The sequence below is a fragment of the Ruegeria sp. CDSA221 genome (assembly GCF_059611825.1).
Window position 1 is genome coordinate 14,429 of the sequence record NZ_JBXWPK010000018.1, and the last position, 15,906, is coordinate 30,334.

Consider the following 15,906-nt stretch of genomic DNA (forward strand, 5'->3'; position numbering starts at 1 on the left):
TTAACTTAGGCCACGCTTATTCTTCGTTGTACCGATACCCAATACCATACAACGTTTCGATGGCCGAAAACTCCGGATCAGCAGCGCGCATCTTTTTGCGCAGACGCTTGATGTGGCTGTCGATCGTGCGGTCATCTACATAGACCTGATCGTCATAGGCAACATCCATCAGCTGATCGCGGCTTTTGACAAATCCCGGACGCTGCGCCAAGGCCTGCAGCAACAAGAACTCGGTCACTGTCAAAGAGACATCCGATCCCTTCCAGCTCACCGCGTGGCGCAAGGGGTCCATCCGCAATTCGCCCCGTTCCATCACCTTGGCGTCGCCTGTGTTGGCAGCCACGGGATCACCCGAGGTCGCTTCCTGACGACGCAGCAAGGCCCGTATCCGTTCTACCAGCAACCGTTGCGAAAAGGGCTTTTTGACATAATCATCAGCACCCATACGCAAACCCAGAACTTCGTCGATCTCGTCATCTTTCGAAGTCAGAAAGATCACCGGCATCTGAGTCTTCTGCCGCAGTCGCTGCAGCAAATCCATGCCATCCATACGCGGCATCTTGATATCCAGCACTGCCATATCGGGCAGCTTCTTGTTAAACGCATCCAGAGCAGCCTGCCCGTCGTTATACGTTTCTACCTCGAAACCCTCGGCTTCGAGCGTCATGGATACGGACGTCAGAATGTTCCTGTCGTCATCCACCAGTGCAATCTTTGACATCGGGTTAACCCCTATTCCTGCTCTCATACGAAACAATTCGCTTATTTGTAGGGCATTTTTGTCGTTTTTATGGCCGCGAATCAATCGCCATCTACGAATCGTGCGATTGTTGTCACACACATGCGGCAAAAAAGCCGTTAATGGTCTTCGAAAAGTGTCTGTATTTCCGGCAGAAAAAACATGGTGGCGCTAAACCTGAACTTGGTTGCGCTAACTGCGCCAAACCGTCCTGTTCACGCCCTAAACGACCATGATAAGACCCGCCCAATCGCCGGTTTTCCCGGTACACTGCCCCAAGAGCGCACCTTGGCCAATCTGCCGCCGCGCCGCCACAGGAGAAGACACACATGACATCTGGACGGGTGAACCCGCAATTCCGCCTCGAAGATCAGGGCATCGAGGGTCTGGGCAATGTCTATTACAACTTCATGGAACCGGCACTGATTGAAGAAGCCCTCAAGCGGGGTGAAGGTACACTTGGCAATGGCGGAGCTTTTCTTGTCAGTACCGGCAAGTTCACTGGCCGTTCTCCCAAGGACAAGCATGTTGTCCGCACCGACAGTGTCGCCGATTCGATCTGGTGGGAAAACAACGCCGAGATGAGCCCCGAGGGTTTCGAAACGCTTTATGCCGATATGATCGAGCACATGAAGGGTCGTGACTATTTTGTGCAGGATCTGGTCGGTGGCGCCGACCCCGCTTATTCGATCAACGTGCGCATGGTCACCGAACTGGCATGGCACAATCTGTTCATCCGTCACTTGCTGCGCCGCCCGGATCGTGAAGACCTGGATGAGTTCATCGCGGATTTCACAATCATCAACTGTCCCAGCTTCCAGGCTGATCCGGCCAAGCACAACTGCCGTAGCGAGACAGTGATCGCACTGAACTTCGACCGCAAATTGATTCTGATCGGCGGCACAGAATATGCCGGTGAAAACAAGAAGTCCGTCTTCACCCTGCTGAATTACATGCTGCCCGAAAAAGGCGTGATGCCGATGCATTGCTCGGCGAACCACGCGGTCGGCAATCCCGTTGATACCGCAGTCTTCTTTGGCCTCTCGGGAACTGGCAAGACCACCCTGTCCGCTGATCCGGCCCGCACCTTGATTGGCGATGACGAACATGGATGGTCAGACCGTGGCACTTTCAACTTCGAGGGCGGGTGCTATGCCAAGACGATCAACCTGAACGCCGAGGCCGAACCCGAGATCTATGCAACCACCAGCAAATTCGGCACCGTGATCGAGAATATGGTTTTCGATCCCGAGACCAAGGAGCTGGATTTCGAAGATGACTCGCTGACCGCAAACATGCGTTGCGCCTATCCGCTCGAGTATATCTCCAATGCCTCGAAAAGCGCGTTGGGCGGGCATCCGAAGAACATCATCATGCTGACTTGTGACGCGTTTGGTGTTCTGCCCCCGATTGCGCGGCTGACCCCGGCTCAGGCGATGTACCACTTCCTGTCGGGCTTCACCTCGAAGGTTGCTGGCACAGAGCGCGGCGTGACCGAGCCCCAACCCACATTCTCGACATGCTTTGGCGCGCCGTTCATGCCGCGTCGCCCAGAAGTCTATGGCAACCTGCTGCGCGACAAGATCGCCCAGCACGGCGCGACCTGCTGGCTGGTGAATACCGGCTGGACTGGCGGCGCCTATGGCGTTGGCAGCCGGATGCCGATCCGTGCGACCCGCGGTTTGCTGACTGCCGCTCTGGATGGATCGCTTCGGGATGCGGAATTCCGCAAGGATGCGAATTTTGGCTTTGATGTGCCGGTTTCCGTCCCCGGTGTCGCCGAAGTTCTGCTGGATCCGCGTCGCACCTGGGACGACCAGGCCGCTTTCGATAAACAGGCTGAGAAGCTGGTTCAGATGTTTGCTGAAAACTTTGAGCAGTATCTGCCTTTCATCGACGAAGACATCAAAGCCGTAGCAATCGGTTAATGTTGCAAAAGGGGGCCAACCTCTCCCCTTTTTTTCGGACAGCACATCTGTTGGCAATCGTCCTTATACGTCTAACGTAAGGTGTCCTTACAAATTCGTTGCCCGATTTGCCGGTTTAAGCTATCCAATGATGTCATTAAGATAAATTCGCCCGACGCAATCGCGCCGGGCGTTGTTTAAAAATACCTTGGGTAACTCAGCCGCGCACTCACATTCGCGAATTGAGAAACCTAATCAGATAGCAAGTGTATGCCAATGGGGATGAGTGTCAATATGAGACTTTCTGAACATTCAGATTTCAGTTCGTCTCATACCGCTGCTTTGTCGCAGCGCGTGACATGGGAAACGACAGGTAACGAAATGACTGAAATCTTGAAACTGACCGAACTGCGCAAACTGATGCAAAGCATGGAGCGCACGCTGGGGCTGGAACAACTCTCACCGGTAGAGCGCGATATCTATTACGCCGCCGAAGAACTGTCCAAAGCTGACCAGGAAGTTCGGACATTTGGGTTGATTGAACACACGCTTGTGCAAAGCGTCTCGCGCCCGACCTTTTTTCGTGCGCTGAAGTCGCTGGTGCAGAAGGGGTATTTGTCACAAAGCGGTAGCGCGAACCGTGGACGGTATGTTGTGCATGCGCCTAAGTAATAAAGCGTTTGATCTGCGCATTGCTGGCTGACCGCCGTGCGCAGATGGGCCTCTGAAACGTTCTTTGCCTCACTGACCTACGTGATTGCCTCGTTCCTTACGTTCGAGGTTCTGATGCCACTGCAGAACGTATTCTTCCCCGAATATCCCAGCAAGGCCAGCTTGCTGTTTCTCCCGCATGGTGTGCGTGTGCTCTCTGCTTGGTTGTTGGGGTGGCGGGCGATTTTTGCGCTCTTGCCCGGTGTCTTTCTTGTCTTTGCCTTTCTCGGCGGAAGCGACGTCTTCCTGCCCAACCGTCTGGCCGCCATAGCAATCGCCGTCACAACCGTTCCTGCTGTATTTTACCTATGCAAATGGGTCGGCTTCGATCTGTTTCCCCACCCGGACCGCAAACCATGCTGGTCCTGCGTCATGGGGGTCGGGATCGTCACGTCAATATTGGTGTCCGTACTGACCAATCTGGCTTTTGGCAGCGGTGGGCTGGAATATATCGCCTTCCTGATCGGCGATATCTCGGGCCTGTTCTTTCTGATGCTGGGGCTTTATTTCACGCTGCGCACGATAGATCGGCGTGCCTAGCCCATCAGCCCGCGTCGCAACAGGTTCAGCCCTGCGATAAGCAGCACGAACAGGGTGATCTTGCGAAACAGCGCCTGATCTATGCGCGACTGCAGTTGCAACCCCACCCACATGCCCGCCAGCCCCGGCAGCACCAGAGCAGCCGAGAACGGAGCGGTTTCGGCGCGGAAAATCCCGGAGCCCATATGCGCGAACAGCAACGCCAACGCCCCCAAACCATAGATGACCCCCTGCACACGCATCTGCACCGCTTTCGGGGTGTTTAAGGCGGTCAGATAGGCAACGGTTGGTGGTCCCCAAATTCCAGACATCCCCCCGACAAAGCCTGCAACCGCGGCGATCATGGCCTCTATTCGGGCAGATGGGCTGGCCAATTTCAGACGCAGCCCCAATACTTGGATCAATGCAAAGACTGTAACCGGGATGCCAATCATCAACAAAAAAGTTGATGCTGGCACTGCGCTGACCAACTGAGCACCAATCAGCAGAAACACCAACCCGACAACCAGAAATACACGGAACTGACGGATCGAGGACACGGCGGCCGGAACACCCCCGCGCAATGCCTGCACCCCATTTGTCACCAGGGTTGGCAGAATAAGCCCCGCGATCGCCATATCCGGCGAAAGGAACATGCTCAGCCCCGAGATCAGAACCATTGGCATGGCAAACCCGACCATGCCTTTGACCCAACCGGCAATGAAGGCAACCCCACAGGCCAGCAGCAGTTCTTGGGCAGAGAGCATAGAAAACAACGTCATGTCCCCCTGATATCACTCCTGACGGGTGCTGCACTGCAAAAATGATCAAGCAACTTTAGAACTTTTTAGTCACATAATTCGTATTTTTGTTGCGCTGCACGTGCAGCATGATATGACCAGACGACTTTAGGAGAAAGCTGATTCATGGCCCATGACGGACAGGATATGACCCAGATGATTACATCCGCGATTTTGCCCGAGCTTCTAACGCTGACACGTGCGGCTCTGCCCGCCGTGGAGACCGTATTCGAACGCGCCCGCGAGTCGGTTCGCGCGATGGTGACAGAAGATGGTCGCGTGTCCGGCGCTCTGATCGAGGCCAATCAGACCGCCGCTCATGGGTTGGCATGGCTGGCGACATACAACCAGTCGCTGCAGCAAATGCAACGCTGGGCCGATGCTTTGGAGGCAGAAGGCAAATTCGGCGAGATCGAACAGCTGCTGCACCAAATCGCCTTTGGTGAATACTTGCATCAGGTCGCGGGCGGCATCCCAATGAACCAGGGTGAGATTTTGCGTCTTCAGGACATGGGTCTGGGCTGGGACGCGCTGTCCGGTTTCCAATGCGCCGAAGTTCAGACACTGATGGCACAGGCCAATTCACAGGCCGCACGCGGTCGCTTGGTTGAACTGATGGAAGAACAGGCCGGTGCCACGATGTTCGGAACGTCGGGCTTGGACGAAGAACTGGAAATGATCCGCGACCAGTTCCGCCGCTATGCCCAGGAAAAAGTCGAACCAAACGCCCATGATTGGCACCTCAAGGATGAGCTGATCCCGATGGAGATCATCGAGGAACTTGCCGAGATGGGTGTCTTTGGCCTGACCATCCCCGAGGAATTCGGCGGGTTTGGCCTGTCCAAAGCCTCGATGTGCGTGGTGTCCGAAGAATTGTCGCGCGGCTATATCGGCGTCGGTTCGCTGGGCACCCGGTCCGAGATTGCGGCCGAGTTGATCATTGCCGGCGGAACGGATGAGCAAAAAGCGCAGTGGTTGCCCAAGATCGCCAGCGCCGAGATTCTGCCGACGGCTGTTTTCACCGAACCCAACACGGGCTCGGACCTGGGCAGCCTGCGCACCCGTGCGGTCAAGAATGCGGATGGTGATTACGAGATCACCGGCAACAAGACCTGGATCACCCATGCGGCGCGAACCCATGTGATGACTTTGCTGGCACGCACCAACTCTGACACCTCCGATCATCGCGGCCTGTCGATGTTCCTGGCGGAAAAGACGCCCGGCACGGACGACAACCCCTTCCCCACCCCCGGCATGACTGGCGGTGAGATTGAAGTGCTGGGTTACCGCGGCATGAAGGAATACGAGCTGGGCTTTGATGGCTTCAAGGTCAAGGGTGAGAACCTTTTGGGTGGCGAAGAAGGCAAGGGATTTAAACAGCTCATGGAAACCTTCGAATCCGCCCGCATCCAGACCGCAGCCCGCGCCATCGGTGTGGCCCAAAGCGCACTGGACATCGCCATGCAATATGCGCAGGACCGCAAACAGTTCGGCAAGTCGCTGATCAACTTCCCCCGCGTGTCCGGCAAGCTGGCGATGATGGCCGTCGAGATCATGATCGCACGACAGCTGACCTATTTCTCGGCTTGGGAAAAAGACAACGGTCATCGCTGCGATCTTGAGGCCGGGATGGCCAAGCTGCTGGGCGCCCGCGTGGCCTGGGCTGCTGCCGATAACGGCCTGCAGATCCACGGCGGCAACGGCTTTGCACTGGAATACAAGATCAGTCGCGTGCTGTGTGACGCACGTATTCTCAATATTTTTGAAGGGGCTGCCGAAATTCAGGCACAGGTGATCGCGCGGCGTCTGCTGGGCTGACCTGTTACGGCAATCCTGTTTCCCCAACTCGACCCGGCGCACGCGCCGGGTTTTTTTTGCCCGCAATACTACAATCTTCTGTTCCCAGTATTATTATTGATACCTGCCCTCATGTCCACGCTCGACCATGACCAGCCGCAGCACAAACTTCCCCCTATCACTGCGTCGATTATCCCGGTAGATCAGCGATTGATCACGAACCAGCGGCGAACACATGACCCGATCCATTCTTGTCCTTCTGGCCACGCTTGCGGCACTGGCCCTTGCCGGCTGTGCCACCCCTCAACCGACCGCAACGCAGAACGACATAGACGAGCTGGCGCTCGCCATCCGTTCTATGGGCCCTGAGGTTGATCCAGCCGAGGCACAGAAGGCGGCCACCATTGCCTATACCTATTCGCAGAGTCTGGCCCGAGAATGGCAGGTCACCGACCCGGCCATCATCCACAACGCCAAGGTCATCAACGGATTTCGTGAGCGCGGCCTGTGCAACGACTGGGCCGAAGCGATGACCAGCCGTTTAAGGGCCGAAAACTTCCGCACCCTGGAAATGCACTGGGCTACATCACCGCCAACGCCGCTGAGGATCATCCACCATTCCGCAGTGATCAGCGCAAAGGGCGACACGATGTTCGAGGGCATCGTCCTTGACCCATGGCGCAACAGTGGCGCGCTGACATGGGCGCCAACGCGCGAAGATACGCGATACAACTGGCGTACCCGCATGGAGGTGCGCACCGCTTTGCTAAACGGAGAGCAACCCTACTGAGTTTAGGACGGGGTCTTACACTGGCTGATCCGTTCCGCCACCACGGGCAGCATCCGCGCAGCCACCAGCTTTGACCCTTCGGGCGTCAGATGCGTGTAATCGACATACAGCACCTTGTCTTTGTGGAGGGGGCCGCCGATCTCGGCAATATCGGTGAAAGGCACATTGGCCTCTTCAAACAAAGCAGGGAAATCGACCCGCGCGCGATGCATCAGATTTTCGCGTCCCGGCTTGTACCAATCCCGCGTGAGCTGGGCGATTTCGCGGTCGGTCTCGCTTAGGACATTGGTGTCCTCATAGACGACCTCAGGCTGCAAAAAGACGTGATAGCAAAACCCATGATAATCACCGAATGTCTCGATCAGCTTGTAATTGCGCAAAAAACCGACCTTTGCAGTCTGTGCAAGCTCAGCTGAAAAGTCTCTTTGCAAGGCGGTAACATCCCCATACGTGATGTTTTTGGGGATTTCATAGCGGTCGAACAAGCCTTGCGTAAATTTCGAAGCCAGTTTGAAGGTATAGGAATACTGCGCCGGGTACCGCAGGAACGCATAGGCTGAAAAGAAGGGTTTGCGATCATTCAAGGCGTCGATCATGCGTGCGGACGAGTAAGCATAACTTTGGACCGGATTATCGACCCCAACATTGTAAAAATCATTGTGGCCATCCAGAAACACAATCATGTCCGGGCTGTACTCATATAGCGTCTCGTACAGGTACAACACATGTTGAAAACTGTGATACGCAACCACTCCGGCGTTGATCACCTCAATCGTCACACCGGGCATCTGATCGCCCAACCGCTCGCGCAGGTCCTGCTGCAGGAAATACGCAACCGTTTCCTGGTTGGTGAGCGTTGGGTGGTCAGGATAAATACTGCCCTGCGATCCGATGGCATAAGCAGTTGAGCCACCCATCAGAAAAATGCGGAACGTGTCGTCGGGTTTTGGCTGTTCAATCAGCGTATCGTGGCGGAACCCTTGATCGGAATGGATACGCTGTCCGCCAGTATCAAATCCTCGCTGATAGTCTGGGTTCAGTTTGTGACCACGGATCGAAGAGTATAGATGTCGCTCTGCCGTATTGCCCAGCGTGTTGTCATACACATAAACCACGGTGAAATACGAAAGCAGTTCAACCAGCAGGAAGAGAAAGAGGGCATAGATCAAAATCATAAAAAACTTGGTTACAGGTCGCATCCGCCCCATGCCAACATCATCATTTCCGCTCACTACGAAGCTCCAATTCTATCAGGTCAAAATCAAATAAACCTGGTGTAGATACCGGTGTAAAAATTCCACCTAACTGCCCAAATCTTAGGAAAGACCCGTTATTCGCTTTCAATATGTCCAAGATGTTTTGCAAGTCAACGGTCAGCATTGTATCCGATCCTTTACCTAGTCGGTTCAAAACAATGCGTCCAAGCGCAGGAAACTGTTCTTCGCTGATTTCAGGAATTCTGCCATGTTGCGTTACATAATGCTGCTTTCCCTTTCCGGATTACTCCAATGTCAGAAGGATGAAACCGTTGCGGCCTATGGTGCCGCCGAACGGGAATGGGCCCTGCAAGAGATCAACGGTCAGCCCTACAATGCAAGTGCCTTGTTGCGATTTCTGGAAGAAGGCAAAGTAACGGGCAACGCCCCCTGCAACAGCTACACGGGCAGGCTTAACGCGCCCTATCCATGGTTTGAGCTGACCAGCCTGACAGCGACCCGTGCCGCCTGTGCCGGGCTTGAGGCAGAAGGGATCTATTTCGCCGCCCTGCTTGCCATGACCCAATCCGAAGTATCAGGGAACCTGCTGATATTGCGCAATGAGGACGGGCAGGAAATGGTGTTCAAAGCTGCCGATTGATCTGATCAATAAACCGCGCCCGTGCGCCGGGCAGAGGGTTGTTCCCCAACGACGGAGCGACATGGTTTTCTAGAAAATGTCCGGTGGTCAACAATCCTTGCACCAATTCGGTATCCGGCGCGTCGCCCACGCCACGTAGGCAAGGTGGCAAGGGAAGCAACCTATCCACCCAGTCCCCTGCCCCATCAACGCTGACCGCACGACCTGTTTTCGGAGATACATATTCCAAACCTTCTGTTACCCCCGTCACGGCACAGCGTGTCAGGTCAAGGCCAAACCCCAGCTCTTCCAGCAGCGACAATTCCCACCGCAGATAGGCAAGCACCCAAATTTCGTCCTGACCCAGCAGGTCCATCAACTGTTCGGTTTGTTTATAGATGCGCGGATGCGCTTCGCGCTCAGGCAAACAGAACGAGAGCAGGGCCACCACCGCATTCAATCCGGCCAGCGCAAGCCTACCCGAAAACGCCGCCGCCGCCCGCGACCGCAGGGGCTCGACCTGAAAAGTGCCGATATGCTCCTCGAGCCGCGCGCGCCAAAGCACATCTAATTGCGCCCCGGGCTGCAGAATCGGCGCAATCTTGCGGCTGGTTCCACCACGTACGACGCCGGCATGACGACCGTGGCCTTCGGTAAAGACTTCGATAATCGCCGCCGTTTCGCCATGGCGGCGTGAGGTCAGAAGTATGCCGTGGTCGCGCCAGTCCATTGGTGGTTCCGTTTCCGTGTCACAGGAATCAAAAGGTTTCGTTCCTCAGCCGCCAGCAGCTCATTGCAACGCGCTTCATCAATTCAATCTGACCAGCCAATGTATGCGCAAGTCATCCCGCGGGTACCAAAAACACTAAAAATGTTGTATAGAAGTCGCCTAAATACCTTTTTAGGAGACCTATTATGGCCGAAATTTATAGCGTTGACAAATTGGACTTGGCTATCGAAAAGTCACTGCCACCTAATCTTATTGTCACTGCAGAAGGCACTGTAAACACTGGAGGATGGTGCAACTTTTCTCTGTCCTTGGTAGTTTATGTTGTCGCGCCGAGTGACGGGATTCAGGAATATGTTTTTATCGGCACAAAGCCTACTGGCAGCGTCACTGAAGGTTTTGAAAGCGAGAAAGTAGCGGTTGCACGCATCGAAGAACTAGACGAACAAAACTACTGGGGCAATGGAATACCCTTGAAGGGTATTAGAGTTAAGGCGCAAACCAACAATAAAGTTGTGATGCTCTAGTCCAACCCCTCCTCACCCAACAGATGTCGCCCCTGACGGTCCTCGACCTCGATCACCCAGAGGTCGGGGTCAAAGCTGCGTTGACGTTGGATCGCGGCATCGACATCTGCCTCAAGGCCAGAGCTGAGTTCGATCCATTTGCGATTCCCGCTCATCAGATCAAAGCTGCGCTGAAACGCAACAGCTTGGCCATCCAGCGTATTCAGTTTGACCAACACAGCACCGGCAGTGTCATCGCCATGGGAAACAACAAAAGCGGGGATTTCTTGGAACCGAAGCCGCGCTAGATAGGCGTGAACCCAGAATTCGGCGGTCAAACGGGTCATGGCGTACCCTGCGCCACCAGGACCGAGAATTTTCGTCGAAAATTCTTTCCCAGCGTCATGCGTTGCCGTCTTTGAAATCCAGGCCCATTTCCGAATAGCGCTCGGATTCCTCTAGCCAGTTTGGCCGGACTTTGACCTGCAGGAACAGGTGGATTTTTCGATCAAGAAACTCTTCCAGCTCGGCCCGGGCCGCCTGGCTGACCGCCTTGATGGTCTCGCCCTTTTTGCCCAGAACGATACCTTTATGGCCGTCGCGCATGACATAGATGATCTGGTCGATCTTTGCCGACCCGTCCTTGCGCTCTTCCCAATTCTCAGTCTCGACGGTCAGCTGATAGGGCAGTTCCTGATGCAGCCGCAGGGTCAGCTTTTCGCGGGTCATTTCCGCCGCAATCATACGCAATGGCAGATCAGCGATCTGGTCTTCGGGATACAGCCACGGGCTTTCGGGCAATTCGCCGGCCAACCATTTGCGCAGATCGTCTACGCCATGGCCTTTCTCGGCCGAGATCATGAACGTCTCGGCGAAAGAATAGCGGGAGTTGAGATCGCTGGTCAGGGCCAGCAGAACTTCGGACTGCACCCTGTCGATCTTGTTGATGGCCAGCGCGACGGTGCGGCCCTGCCCGATCTCATTCAGACCTTCAAGGATGCGCTCTACACCCTCGGTGATGCCACGATGCGCTTCGACCATCAGGACAACCACATCGGCATCCGCGGCGCCGCCCCATGCGGCGGCAACCATCGCCCGGTCCAGACGGCGGCGCGGTTTGAAAAGGCCCGGCGTGTCCACAAAGACCAGCTGTGCATCACCTTCCATCGCCACGCCCCGGATGCGGGCTCGGGTCGTCTGAACCTTATGTGTCACGATCGAGACCTTGGCCCCGACCATGCGATTCAGAAGGGTGGATTTGCCTGCGTTGGGCTCTCCGATCAGGGCGATAAATCCGGCGCGTGTCGTCATCTGGGGTTTGATCCTGTTTGCAGATGGGCCTCCCTATCGCAGAAAGAGGCAGCGGACCAGAGCGATTTGCAGCTTGGGCACATGCGATCTGGATGGCATTGGGTGGGGTATGGTGGGCGACCCATCACCGGATAGGACCCGTGTTCGACCGATAGGCATTTCCGGCCAGCCCTCAGGAGACAGACTGTTTTTACCCGGTAGACTAATTCTGCAAACGGTCCAGCAACGACTTGGCAGCCGCCTGTTCGGCCTGACGCTTTGACCCTGCTGTTGCCTGCTCTTCTGCCCCGTCCTGAAGACGCGCAGCAATGGTGAAGACCGGCGCATGGTCCGGGCCAGAGCGTCTGACTTCGACATAGCTGGGCGGTTTCTGGCCCCGTGCCTGCGCCCATTCCTGAAGCGCCGTTTTGGCGTCACGGGCGTCGGCCTCGACATCGTGGATGCGATCACCCCAGAGCTTTAGGATAACGGCGCTGGCGACCTCGAACCCGGCGTCGCGATAAACCGCAGCAATGACTGCCTCCATCGCGTCGCCAAGCAAAGCTTGTTTGCGCCGCCCTCCGGACAGCATTTCAGATCGGCCCAGTTTCAGTACAGCACCCAAATCAATCTGCAGCGCCACATCTGCACAGGCCTCTTTGCGCACAAGCGCGTTGAACCGGGGGGCAAGCTGACCTTCGCTGGCCTTTTTGTCCGCCTCCAGCAAGGCCGTCGCCATCACCAGACCCAGCACCCGATCACCCAGAAATTCGAGCCGCTGGTTGTCCGGGCGCGTGGCGGACGAAACCGATCCATGGGTCAGCGAACGCACCAGCAGCTCGGGGTTGGCAAATTCATGCCCCAGACGTTTTTGAAACGCCTTTATTTCGGCGGAAAGCTTCAATTCACAGCCTTAAAGAAGCGGTCTCCGCGCCAGGTCCAGAAGAACAGCATCGACCGGCCAGCGGAGGAGAACATGATGCGATCTGCACGACCAATCAGGTTTTCATAGGGTACATATCCGACACCCCCGGCCGATTGCGGCAGGCGGCTGTCGCTGGAATTGTCGCGGTTATCGCCCATAAAGAAGTATTCGCCTTCGGGCACTGTATAGACGCCGGTATTGTCCGACCCCTGATTACCGATATTGAGCACATCATAGGACACCCCGTTGGGCAGGGTTTCGATCATGCGGGATTTCTCACACACGCCACCACGGCCAACCGGGCCGTTTTCACAGCGCGGGCGCAACCCTTGCGGACCTTGCGGCGCCGCGACCTCGGTGAAGACGCCATCGGGTTGCTGCGGAACCGGAGTACCGTTCAGGATGATCTGGCCCTCGATGATCTGGATACGATCGCCGGGCAGGCCGATCAGGCGTTTGATATAATCGCGGCCCGTTACCGGATGACGGAATACGATCACATCACCGCGCTCGGGATCGCCGGCCCAGATACGGGTGTTGTCATCACTTTGCATCCAGCCACAAACATCCTCGGCGTCGATATTGAGGCCGACGCTTGGAATAATCAGACTGGGGCAAGAGGCATAGGAATATCCATAGGCCATTTTGTTGACGAACAGGAAATCCCCGATCAACAAGGTCTGTTTCATCGACCCTGACGGAATCCAGAACGGCTGAAAGAACAGGGTACGGAAAACGCCCGCGATCAACAGCGCATAGACGATGGTTTTGATCGTCTCCCACACGGGATTTCCGGTTTTGACGTCCTCGGCCATACTGCTCTCCGGTCCTTGGTTTGTTGGGGTGCTACATGCGCGGCGCGGCGGGGTTAGTCAAGACAGAGCGCTGCGTTCGCGAATTGGGCGCGCCTCGATCACCACGAAGGCCTGCGCCCAGGGGTGGTCATCGGTTAGGGTGACGTGGATGATCGCCGCATGACCCTCGGGGGTCATATCGTTGAGCCGTTCCGCCGCCCAACCGGTCACATGCATCACTGGCTGGCCGGTTTTAAGGTTGGTCACAGCCATGTCCTTCCAGGAAATCCCCATACGAAGCCCGGTGCCCAGCGCCTTGGAGCACGCCTCTTTCGCGGCCCAGCGCTTGGCATAGGTGCCTGCTGTGTCGGCGCGGCGTTCGGCCTTGCGCTGTTCGATGTCGGTAAAAACACGGTTGCGAAACCGGTCACCAAACCGGTCGAGCGTGCCTTGAATGCGGTCTATGTTTGCGAGGTCTGTGCCGATGCCTAGGATCATGACAACCGCACCGTCAAAATCTTGTAACTTGCCACCCCAAAGAACCCGGCAAAGGCAAAATCGAACCAGCGGCGGGCGCGGCGGTAGGCGCGGACTGTGCGTTCGGAAGAGAAAAGGAATGCATAGCTGATGAAAATCAGCAACGAGCCCGCGTAGAGCAGGCCGAAATAGCCAAGCAGCATCGACAAGCTGGCGTCATTCGGGGCAACGATAGCGTAGATCGAGCCCCAGCTGAGGATCGCCTTGGGGTTGGTCAGGTGAATCGCCGCGCCTTTGGCAAAGATGGTGCGTAGCGAGCCGGTGACCGGGTTGCCCAACGCCATCTCATCCGACGACAGCGCCCGTTTCAGGGCCTTGAGCGCCAGCCAGCCCAGATAGGCTACACCGACATAGCGGATCACTTCGAACACCCAGACATTGGCCAGCATGATCGCCGACAGGCCCAGCGCGGCGGCGATGCCCCAGGCAGCGGACCCAGCACAGATGCCCAGTGCAAAGACCAGACCGGCGCGGCGGCCTTCGTTCATTGCAGTTCCGGCGATGCCCATGGTTGCCGGACCGGGTGAGCCTCCGGCCATCAGCCAGGCGATCCAGATTGCTATGAAACCCGCGGTTATCATCCCCGCGCCTCATCCATCAGGCGGCGCATTTCCTGAATGGCGGGGGTCATGCCCAAAAAGATCGATTCGCCAATCAGAAAGTGACCAATGTTCAACTCGCGCACCTCGGGGAAAGCGGCGACAGGTTTGACCGTGTCGTATGTCAGACCATGTCCGGCATGCACTTCGAGGCCAAGCGAATGGGCAAAGGTGGACATGTCGCGCAGGCCTTCCAGCTCTTGCGCTGCCTCATCCAGTTTGCCTTCGGCATGGGCGTCACAATAGGCGCCTGTGTGCAGTTCGATCACTTCGGCGCCGATGCGATGCGCTGCCTCAATCTGTCGACGGTCGGCGGCGATAAAGATCGACACGCGACAGCCCGCATCACGCAAAGGTGCAATGAAATGGGCCAGTTTGTTTTCTTCGCGCGCGACTTCCAGCCCGCCTTCGGTGGTCCGTTCCTCGCGCTTTTCGGGGACGATGCAGACCGCGTGCGGCTTATGGCGCAAAGCGATTTGTTGCATCTCGGGCGTGGCTGCCATTTCAAAATTCAGAGGCACCGAAAGAACCTCCATCAACCCGTCAATATCTGCGTCCGAAATATGCCTGCGGTCTTCGCGCAGATGGGCAGTAATGCCATCTGCACCGGCCTGCTCGGCCAGCGTGGCCGCGCGCAAAGGGTCGGGATAGACCCCACCACGTGCATTCCGCACAGTGGCCACATGGTCGATATTCACACCGAGACGCAAACGGTTCTCAGACATCCTTTGATTCCTTTCCCAAATCCTGGCTCGAGCCTAGTTGGTTTGACTCTGGAACGGCAGCCTCGGATTCAGCCAGACGTTTGATTTCTTCAAACTTCTTTTTGATCCTGTCGCGACGCCGTTGCTGATAGGTGTGGACCAGCGGCAGGCTGAGATAGTAGCAAACCACCCCAGCCAGCAATCCGGGAAGAATGCCGCCAATCAGGTACGGAAAGAAAACCTCGTCGTAGAAAATTCCCAGCCCGTGCCAGTCAGCCACCCGGTCGGTGAATACTGCAATCAGGTTGTCTTTGAGATCACCGATAGCATTGGCGAACTTCCCCATAAGCCCATGGGTGTCGCCCTCTTCAAACTCGGTGCCCAACAGGAAATGCCCGGTCTGAAGGCAAACCACCCCGATGGGCACATAGGTCAATGGGTTTCCGAAAAACGTACCGCTGAGTGCAGCCAGCATATTGCCGTTGAACAATCGCGCAGCCAGGGCGGCAATGCCAAAATGCAGCCCGTAAAAAGGTGTAAAGGCCGCAAACACTCCAAACCCTACCCCGCGGGCGATGCGTTCAGGTGAATCCGGCAATCGCCGGACGCGGTGTTTCACATAGTGAAAGGCCCGGGTCCAGCCACCACGAGGATAGACGAATTCCGATGCGATCTGGACAGGCGAGCGTCGATCTCGGCGCTTGAATACCACTCCTGATCACCCC

The 15,906-nt window shown here is 56.3% G+C and carries 19 protein-coding genes; 7 read left to right on the plus strand and 12 right to left on the minus strand.

What is annotated here, in order from left to right:
• Positions 1-16: 16 nt before the first annotated feature.
• Positions 17-721 carry a response regulator transcription factor gene (locus AC2FJ5_RS19340; RefSeq protein WP_142639269.1) on the minus strand — a complete coding sequence of 235 codons (705 nt, stop codon included), beginning with the start codon at positions 719-721 and terminating at the stop codon, positions 17-19.
• A gap of 347 nt (positions 722-1,068) precedes the next feature.
• Between AC2FJ5_RS19340 and AC2FJ5_RS19345 the strand changes: the two genes are divergently transcribed.
• The 3 genes from AC2FJ5_RS19345 to AC2FJ5_RS19355 all read left to right on the plus strand — a co-directional run bounded on the left by AC2FJ5_RS19345 (position 1,069) and on the right by AC2FJ5_RS19355 (position 3,897).
• Positions 1,069-2,667 (plus strand): phosphoenolpyruvate carboxykinase, encoded by a 1,599-nt coding sequence (locus AC2FJ5_RS19345; protein WP_142639267.1) that lies wholly within the window; start codon positions 1,069-1,071, stop codon positions 2,665-2,667.
• A gap of 273 nt (positions 2,668-2,940) precedes the next feature.
• The gene (locus tag AC2FJ5_RS19350; RefSeq protein ID WP_246097302.1) at positions 2,941-3,318 is read left to right on the plus strand and encodes a hypothetical protein; all 378 of its coding nucleotides are present in this window, start codon (positions 2,941-2,943) and stop codon (positions 3,316-3,318) included.
• 36 nt (positions 3,319-3,354) lie between these two features.
• Positions 3,355-3,897, plus strand: a complete 543-nt coding sequence (locus tag AC2FJ5_RS19355; protein WP_496703727.1) for a hypothetical protein — start codon at positions 3,355-3,357, stop codon at positions 3,895-3,897.
• On the opposite strand, the gene AC2FJ5_RS19360 is transcribed toward AC2FJ5_RS19355, so the two are convergent.
• Positions 3,894-4,658: a sulfite exporter TauE/SafE family protein gene (locus AC2FJ5_RS19360; RefSeq protein WP_496692203.1), complete on the minus strand. Its 765-nt coding sequence runs from the start codon at positions 4,656-4,658 to the stop codon at positions 3,894-3,896. The genes AC2FJ5_RS19355 and AC2FJ5_RS19360 overlap by 4 nt on opposite strands.
• Before the next feature lie 144 nt (positions 4,659-4,802).
• Here AC2FJ5_RS19360 and AC2FJ5_RS19365 point away from each other — a divergent pair, with 144 nt between their 5' ends.
• Both AC2FJ5_RS19365 and AC2FJ5_RS19370 read left to right on the plus strand, forming a co-directional pair.
• Positions 4,803-6,494, plus strand: a complete 1,692-nt coding sequence (locus AC2FJ5_RS19365; RefSeq protein ID WP_496692202.1) for an acyl-CoA dehydrogenase family protein — start codon at positions 4,803-4,805, stop codon at positions 6,492-6,494.
• 214 nt (positions 6,495-6,708) lie between these two features.
• Complete coding sequence (locus AC2FJ5_RS19370; RefSeq protein ID WP_496794336.1) at positions 6,709-7,263, plus strand: hypothetical protein; 555 nt, start codon at positions 6,709-6,711, stop codon at positions 7,261-7,263.
• A gap of 2 nt (positions 7,264-7,265) precedes the next feature.
• Here AC2FJ5_RS19370 and AC2FJ5_RS19375 read toward each other — a convergent pair whose 3' ends face one another.
• Complete coding sequence (locus tag AC2FJ5_RS19375) at positions 7,266-8,495, minus strand: SGNH/GDSL hydrolase family protein (protein ID WP_496794337.1); 1,230 nt, start codon at positions 8,493-8,495, stop codon at positions 7,266-7,268.
• Positions 8,496-8,727: 232 nt separating this feature from the next.
• On the opposite strand from AC2FJ5_RS19375, the gene AC2FJ5_RS19380 reads away from it, so the two are divergent.
• Positions 8,728-9,120 (plus strand): META domain-containing protein, encoded by a 393-nt coding sequence (locus tag AC2FJ5_RS19380; protein ID WP_496794338.1) that lies wholly within the window; start codon positions 8,728-8,730, stop codon positions 9,118-9,120.
• On the opposite strand, the gene recO is transcribed toward AC2FJ5_RS19380, so the two are convergent.
• The gene (recO, locus tag AC2FJ5_RS19385; protein ID WP_496714049.1) at positions 9,104-9,829 is read right to left on the minus strand and encodes a DNA repair protein RecO; all 726 of its coding nucleotides are present in this window, start codon (positions 9,827-9,829) and stop codon (positions 9,104-9,106) included. The genes AC2FJ5_RS19380 and recO overlap by 17 nt on opposite strands.
• Positions 9,830-10,014: 185 nt before the next feature.
• Between recO and AC2FJ5_RS19390 the strand changes: the two genes are divergently transcribed.
• On the plus strand, positions 10,015-10,353 hold the full coding sequence (locus AC2FJ5_RS19390; protein ID WP_496794339.1) for a hypothetical protein: 339 nt from the start codon (positions 10,015-10,017) through the stop codon (positions 10,351-10,353).
• Here the strand turns inward: AC2FJ5_RS19390 and AC2FJ5_RS19395 are convergent.
• The 8 genes from AC2FJ5_RS19395 to AC2FJ5_RS19430 form a co-directional block, all read right to left on the minus strand.
• Complete coding sequence (locus tag AC2FJ5_RS19395) at positions 10,350-10,679, minus strand: DUF1491 family protein (protein WP_496794340.1); 330 nt, start codon at positions 10,677-10,679, stop codon at positions 10,350-10,352. The genes AC2FJ5_RS19390 and AC2FJ5_RS19395 overlap by 4 nt on opposite strands.
• A gap of 55 nt (positions 10,680-10,734) precedes the next feature.
• Complete coding sequence (gene era / locus AC2FJ5_RS19400) at positions 10,735-11,643, minus strand: GTPase Era (RefSeq protein ID WP_496794341.1); 909 nt, start codon at positions 11,641-11,643, stop codon at positions 10,735-10,737.
• A 202-nt stretch (positions 11,644-11,845) separates the two neighbouring features.
• Positions 11,846-12,526, minus strand: a complete 681-nt coding sequence (rnc, locus tag AC2FJ5_RS19405; protein ID WP_271951343.1) for a ribonuclease III — start codon at positions 12,524-12,526, stop codon at positions 11,846-11,848.
• Positions 12,523-13,362, minus strand: coding sequence for a signal peptidase I (lepB, locus tag AC2FJ5_RS19410; protein WP_271951346.1), 840 nt, complete (start codon positions 13,360-13,362; stop codon positions 12,523-12,525). Before lepB ends, rnc begins: the two co-directional genes overlap by 4 nt.
• Positions 13,363-13,419: 57 nt before the next feature.
• Positions 13,420-13,839 (minus strand): holo-ACP synthase, encoded by a 420-nt coding sequence (gene acpS / locus AC2FJ5_RS19415; RefSeq protein WP_496707227.1) that lies wholly within the window; start codon positions 13,837-13,839, stop codon positions 13,420-13,422.
• Positions 13,836-14,459: a LysE family translocator gene (locus tag AC2FJ5_RS19420; RefSeq protein WP_496702972.1), complete on the minus strand. Its 624-nt coding sequence runs from the start codon at positions 14,457-14,459 to the stop codon at positions 13,836-13,838. The genes acpS and AC2FJ5_RS19420 overlap by 4 nt, the downstream gene beginning before the upstream one ends.
• Entirely contained in the window at positions 14,456-15,202 is a 747-nt protein-coding gene (locus tag AC2FJ5_RS19425) for a pyridoxine 5'-phosphate synthase (protein WP_281995877.1), read from the minus strand. The genes AC2FJ5_RS19420 and AC2FJ5_RS19425 overlap by 4 nt, the downstream gene beginning before the upstream one ends.
• Positions 15,195-15,893, minus strand: coding sequence for a DUF2062 domain-containing protein (locus AC2FJ5_RS19430; RefSeq protein ID WP_142639238.1), 699 nt, complete (start codon positions 15,891-15,893; stop codon positions 15,195-15,197). Before AC2FJ5_RS19430 ends, AC2FJ5_RS19425 begins: the two co-directional genes overlap by 8 nt.
• Between the last annotated feature and the right edge of the window lie 13 nt (positions 15,894-15,906).

What these genes read in the sequence shown, in the direction of transcription:
- AC2FJ5_RS19365 (WP_496692202.1), top strand. Translation starts at nt 4,803, where the DNA reads ATGGCCCATGACGGACAGGATATGACCCAGATGATTACATCCGCGATT.
- AC2FJ5_RS19345 (WP_142639267.1), top strand. Translation starts at nt 1,069, where the DNA reads ATGACATCTGGACGGGTGAACCCGCAATTCCGCCTCGAAGATCAGGGC.
- era (WP_496794341.1), bottom strand. Translation starts at nt 11,643, where the DNA reads ATGACGACACGCGCCGGATTTATCGCCCTGATCGGAGAGCCCAACGCA.
- AC2FJ5_RS19420 (WP_496702972.1), bottom strand. Translation starts at nt 14,459, where the DNA reads ATGATAACCGCGGGTTTCATAGCAATCTGGATCGCCTGGCTGATGGCC.
- AC2FJ5_RS19425 (WP_281995877.1), bottom strand. Translation starts at nt 15,202, where the DNA reads ATGTCTGAGAACCGTTTGCGTCTCGGTGTGAATATCGACCATGTGGCC.
- acpS (WP_496707227.1), bottom strand. Translation starts at nt 13,839, where the DNA reads ATGATCCTAGGCATCGGCACAGACCTCGCAAACATAGACCGCATTCAA.
- AC2FJ5_RS19390 (WP_496794339.1), top strand. Translation starts at nt 10,015, where the DNA reads ATGGCCGAAATTTATAGCGTTGACAAATTGGACTTGGCTATCGAAAAG.
- AC2FJ5_RS19350 (WP_246097302.1), top strand. Translation starts at nt 2,941, where the DNA reads ATGAGACTTTCTGAACATTCAGATTTCAGTTCGTCTCATACCGCTGCT.
- AC2FJ5_RS19340 (WP_142639269.1), bottom strand. Translation starts at nt 721, where the DNA reads ATGTCAAAGATTGCACTGGTGGATGACGACAGGAACATTCTGACGTCC.
- AC2FJ5_RS19380 (WP_496794338.1), top strand. Translation starts at nt 8,728, where the DNA reads ATGTTGCGTTACATAATGCTGCTTTCCCTTTCCGGATTACTCCAATGT.
- AC2FJ5_RS19360 (WP_496692203.1), bottom strand. Translation starts at nt 4,658, where the DNA reads ATGACGTTGTTTTCTATGCTCTCTGCCCAAGAACTGCTGCTGGCCTGT.
- lepB (WP_271951346.1), bottom strand. Translation starts at nt 13,362, where the DNA reads ATGGCCGAGGACGTCAAAACCGGAAATCCCGTGTGGGAGACGATCAAA.
- AC2FJ5_RS19370 (WP_496794336.1), top strand. Translation starts at nt 6,709, where the DNA reads ATGACCCGATCCATTCTTGTCCTTCTGGCCACGCTTGCGGCACTGGCC.
- AC2FJ5_RS19395 (WP_496794340.1), bottom strand. Translation starts at nt 10,679, where the DNA reads ATGACCCGTTTGACCGCCGAATTCTGGGTTCACGCCTATCTAGCGCGG.
- recO (WP_496714049.1), bottom strand. Translation starts at nt 9,829, where the DNA reads ATGGACTGGCGCGACCACGGCATACTTCTGACCTCACGCCGCCATGGC.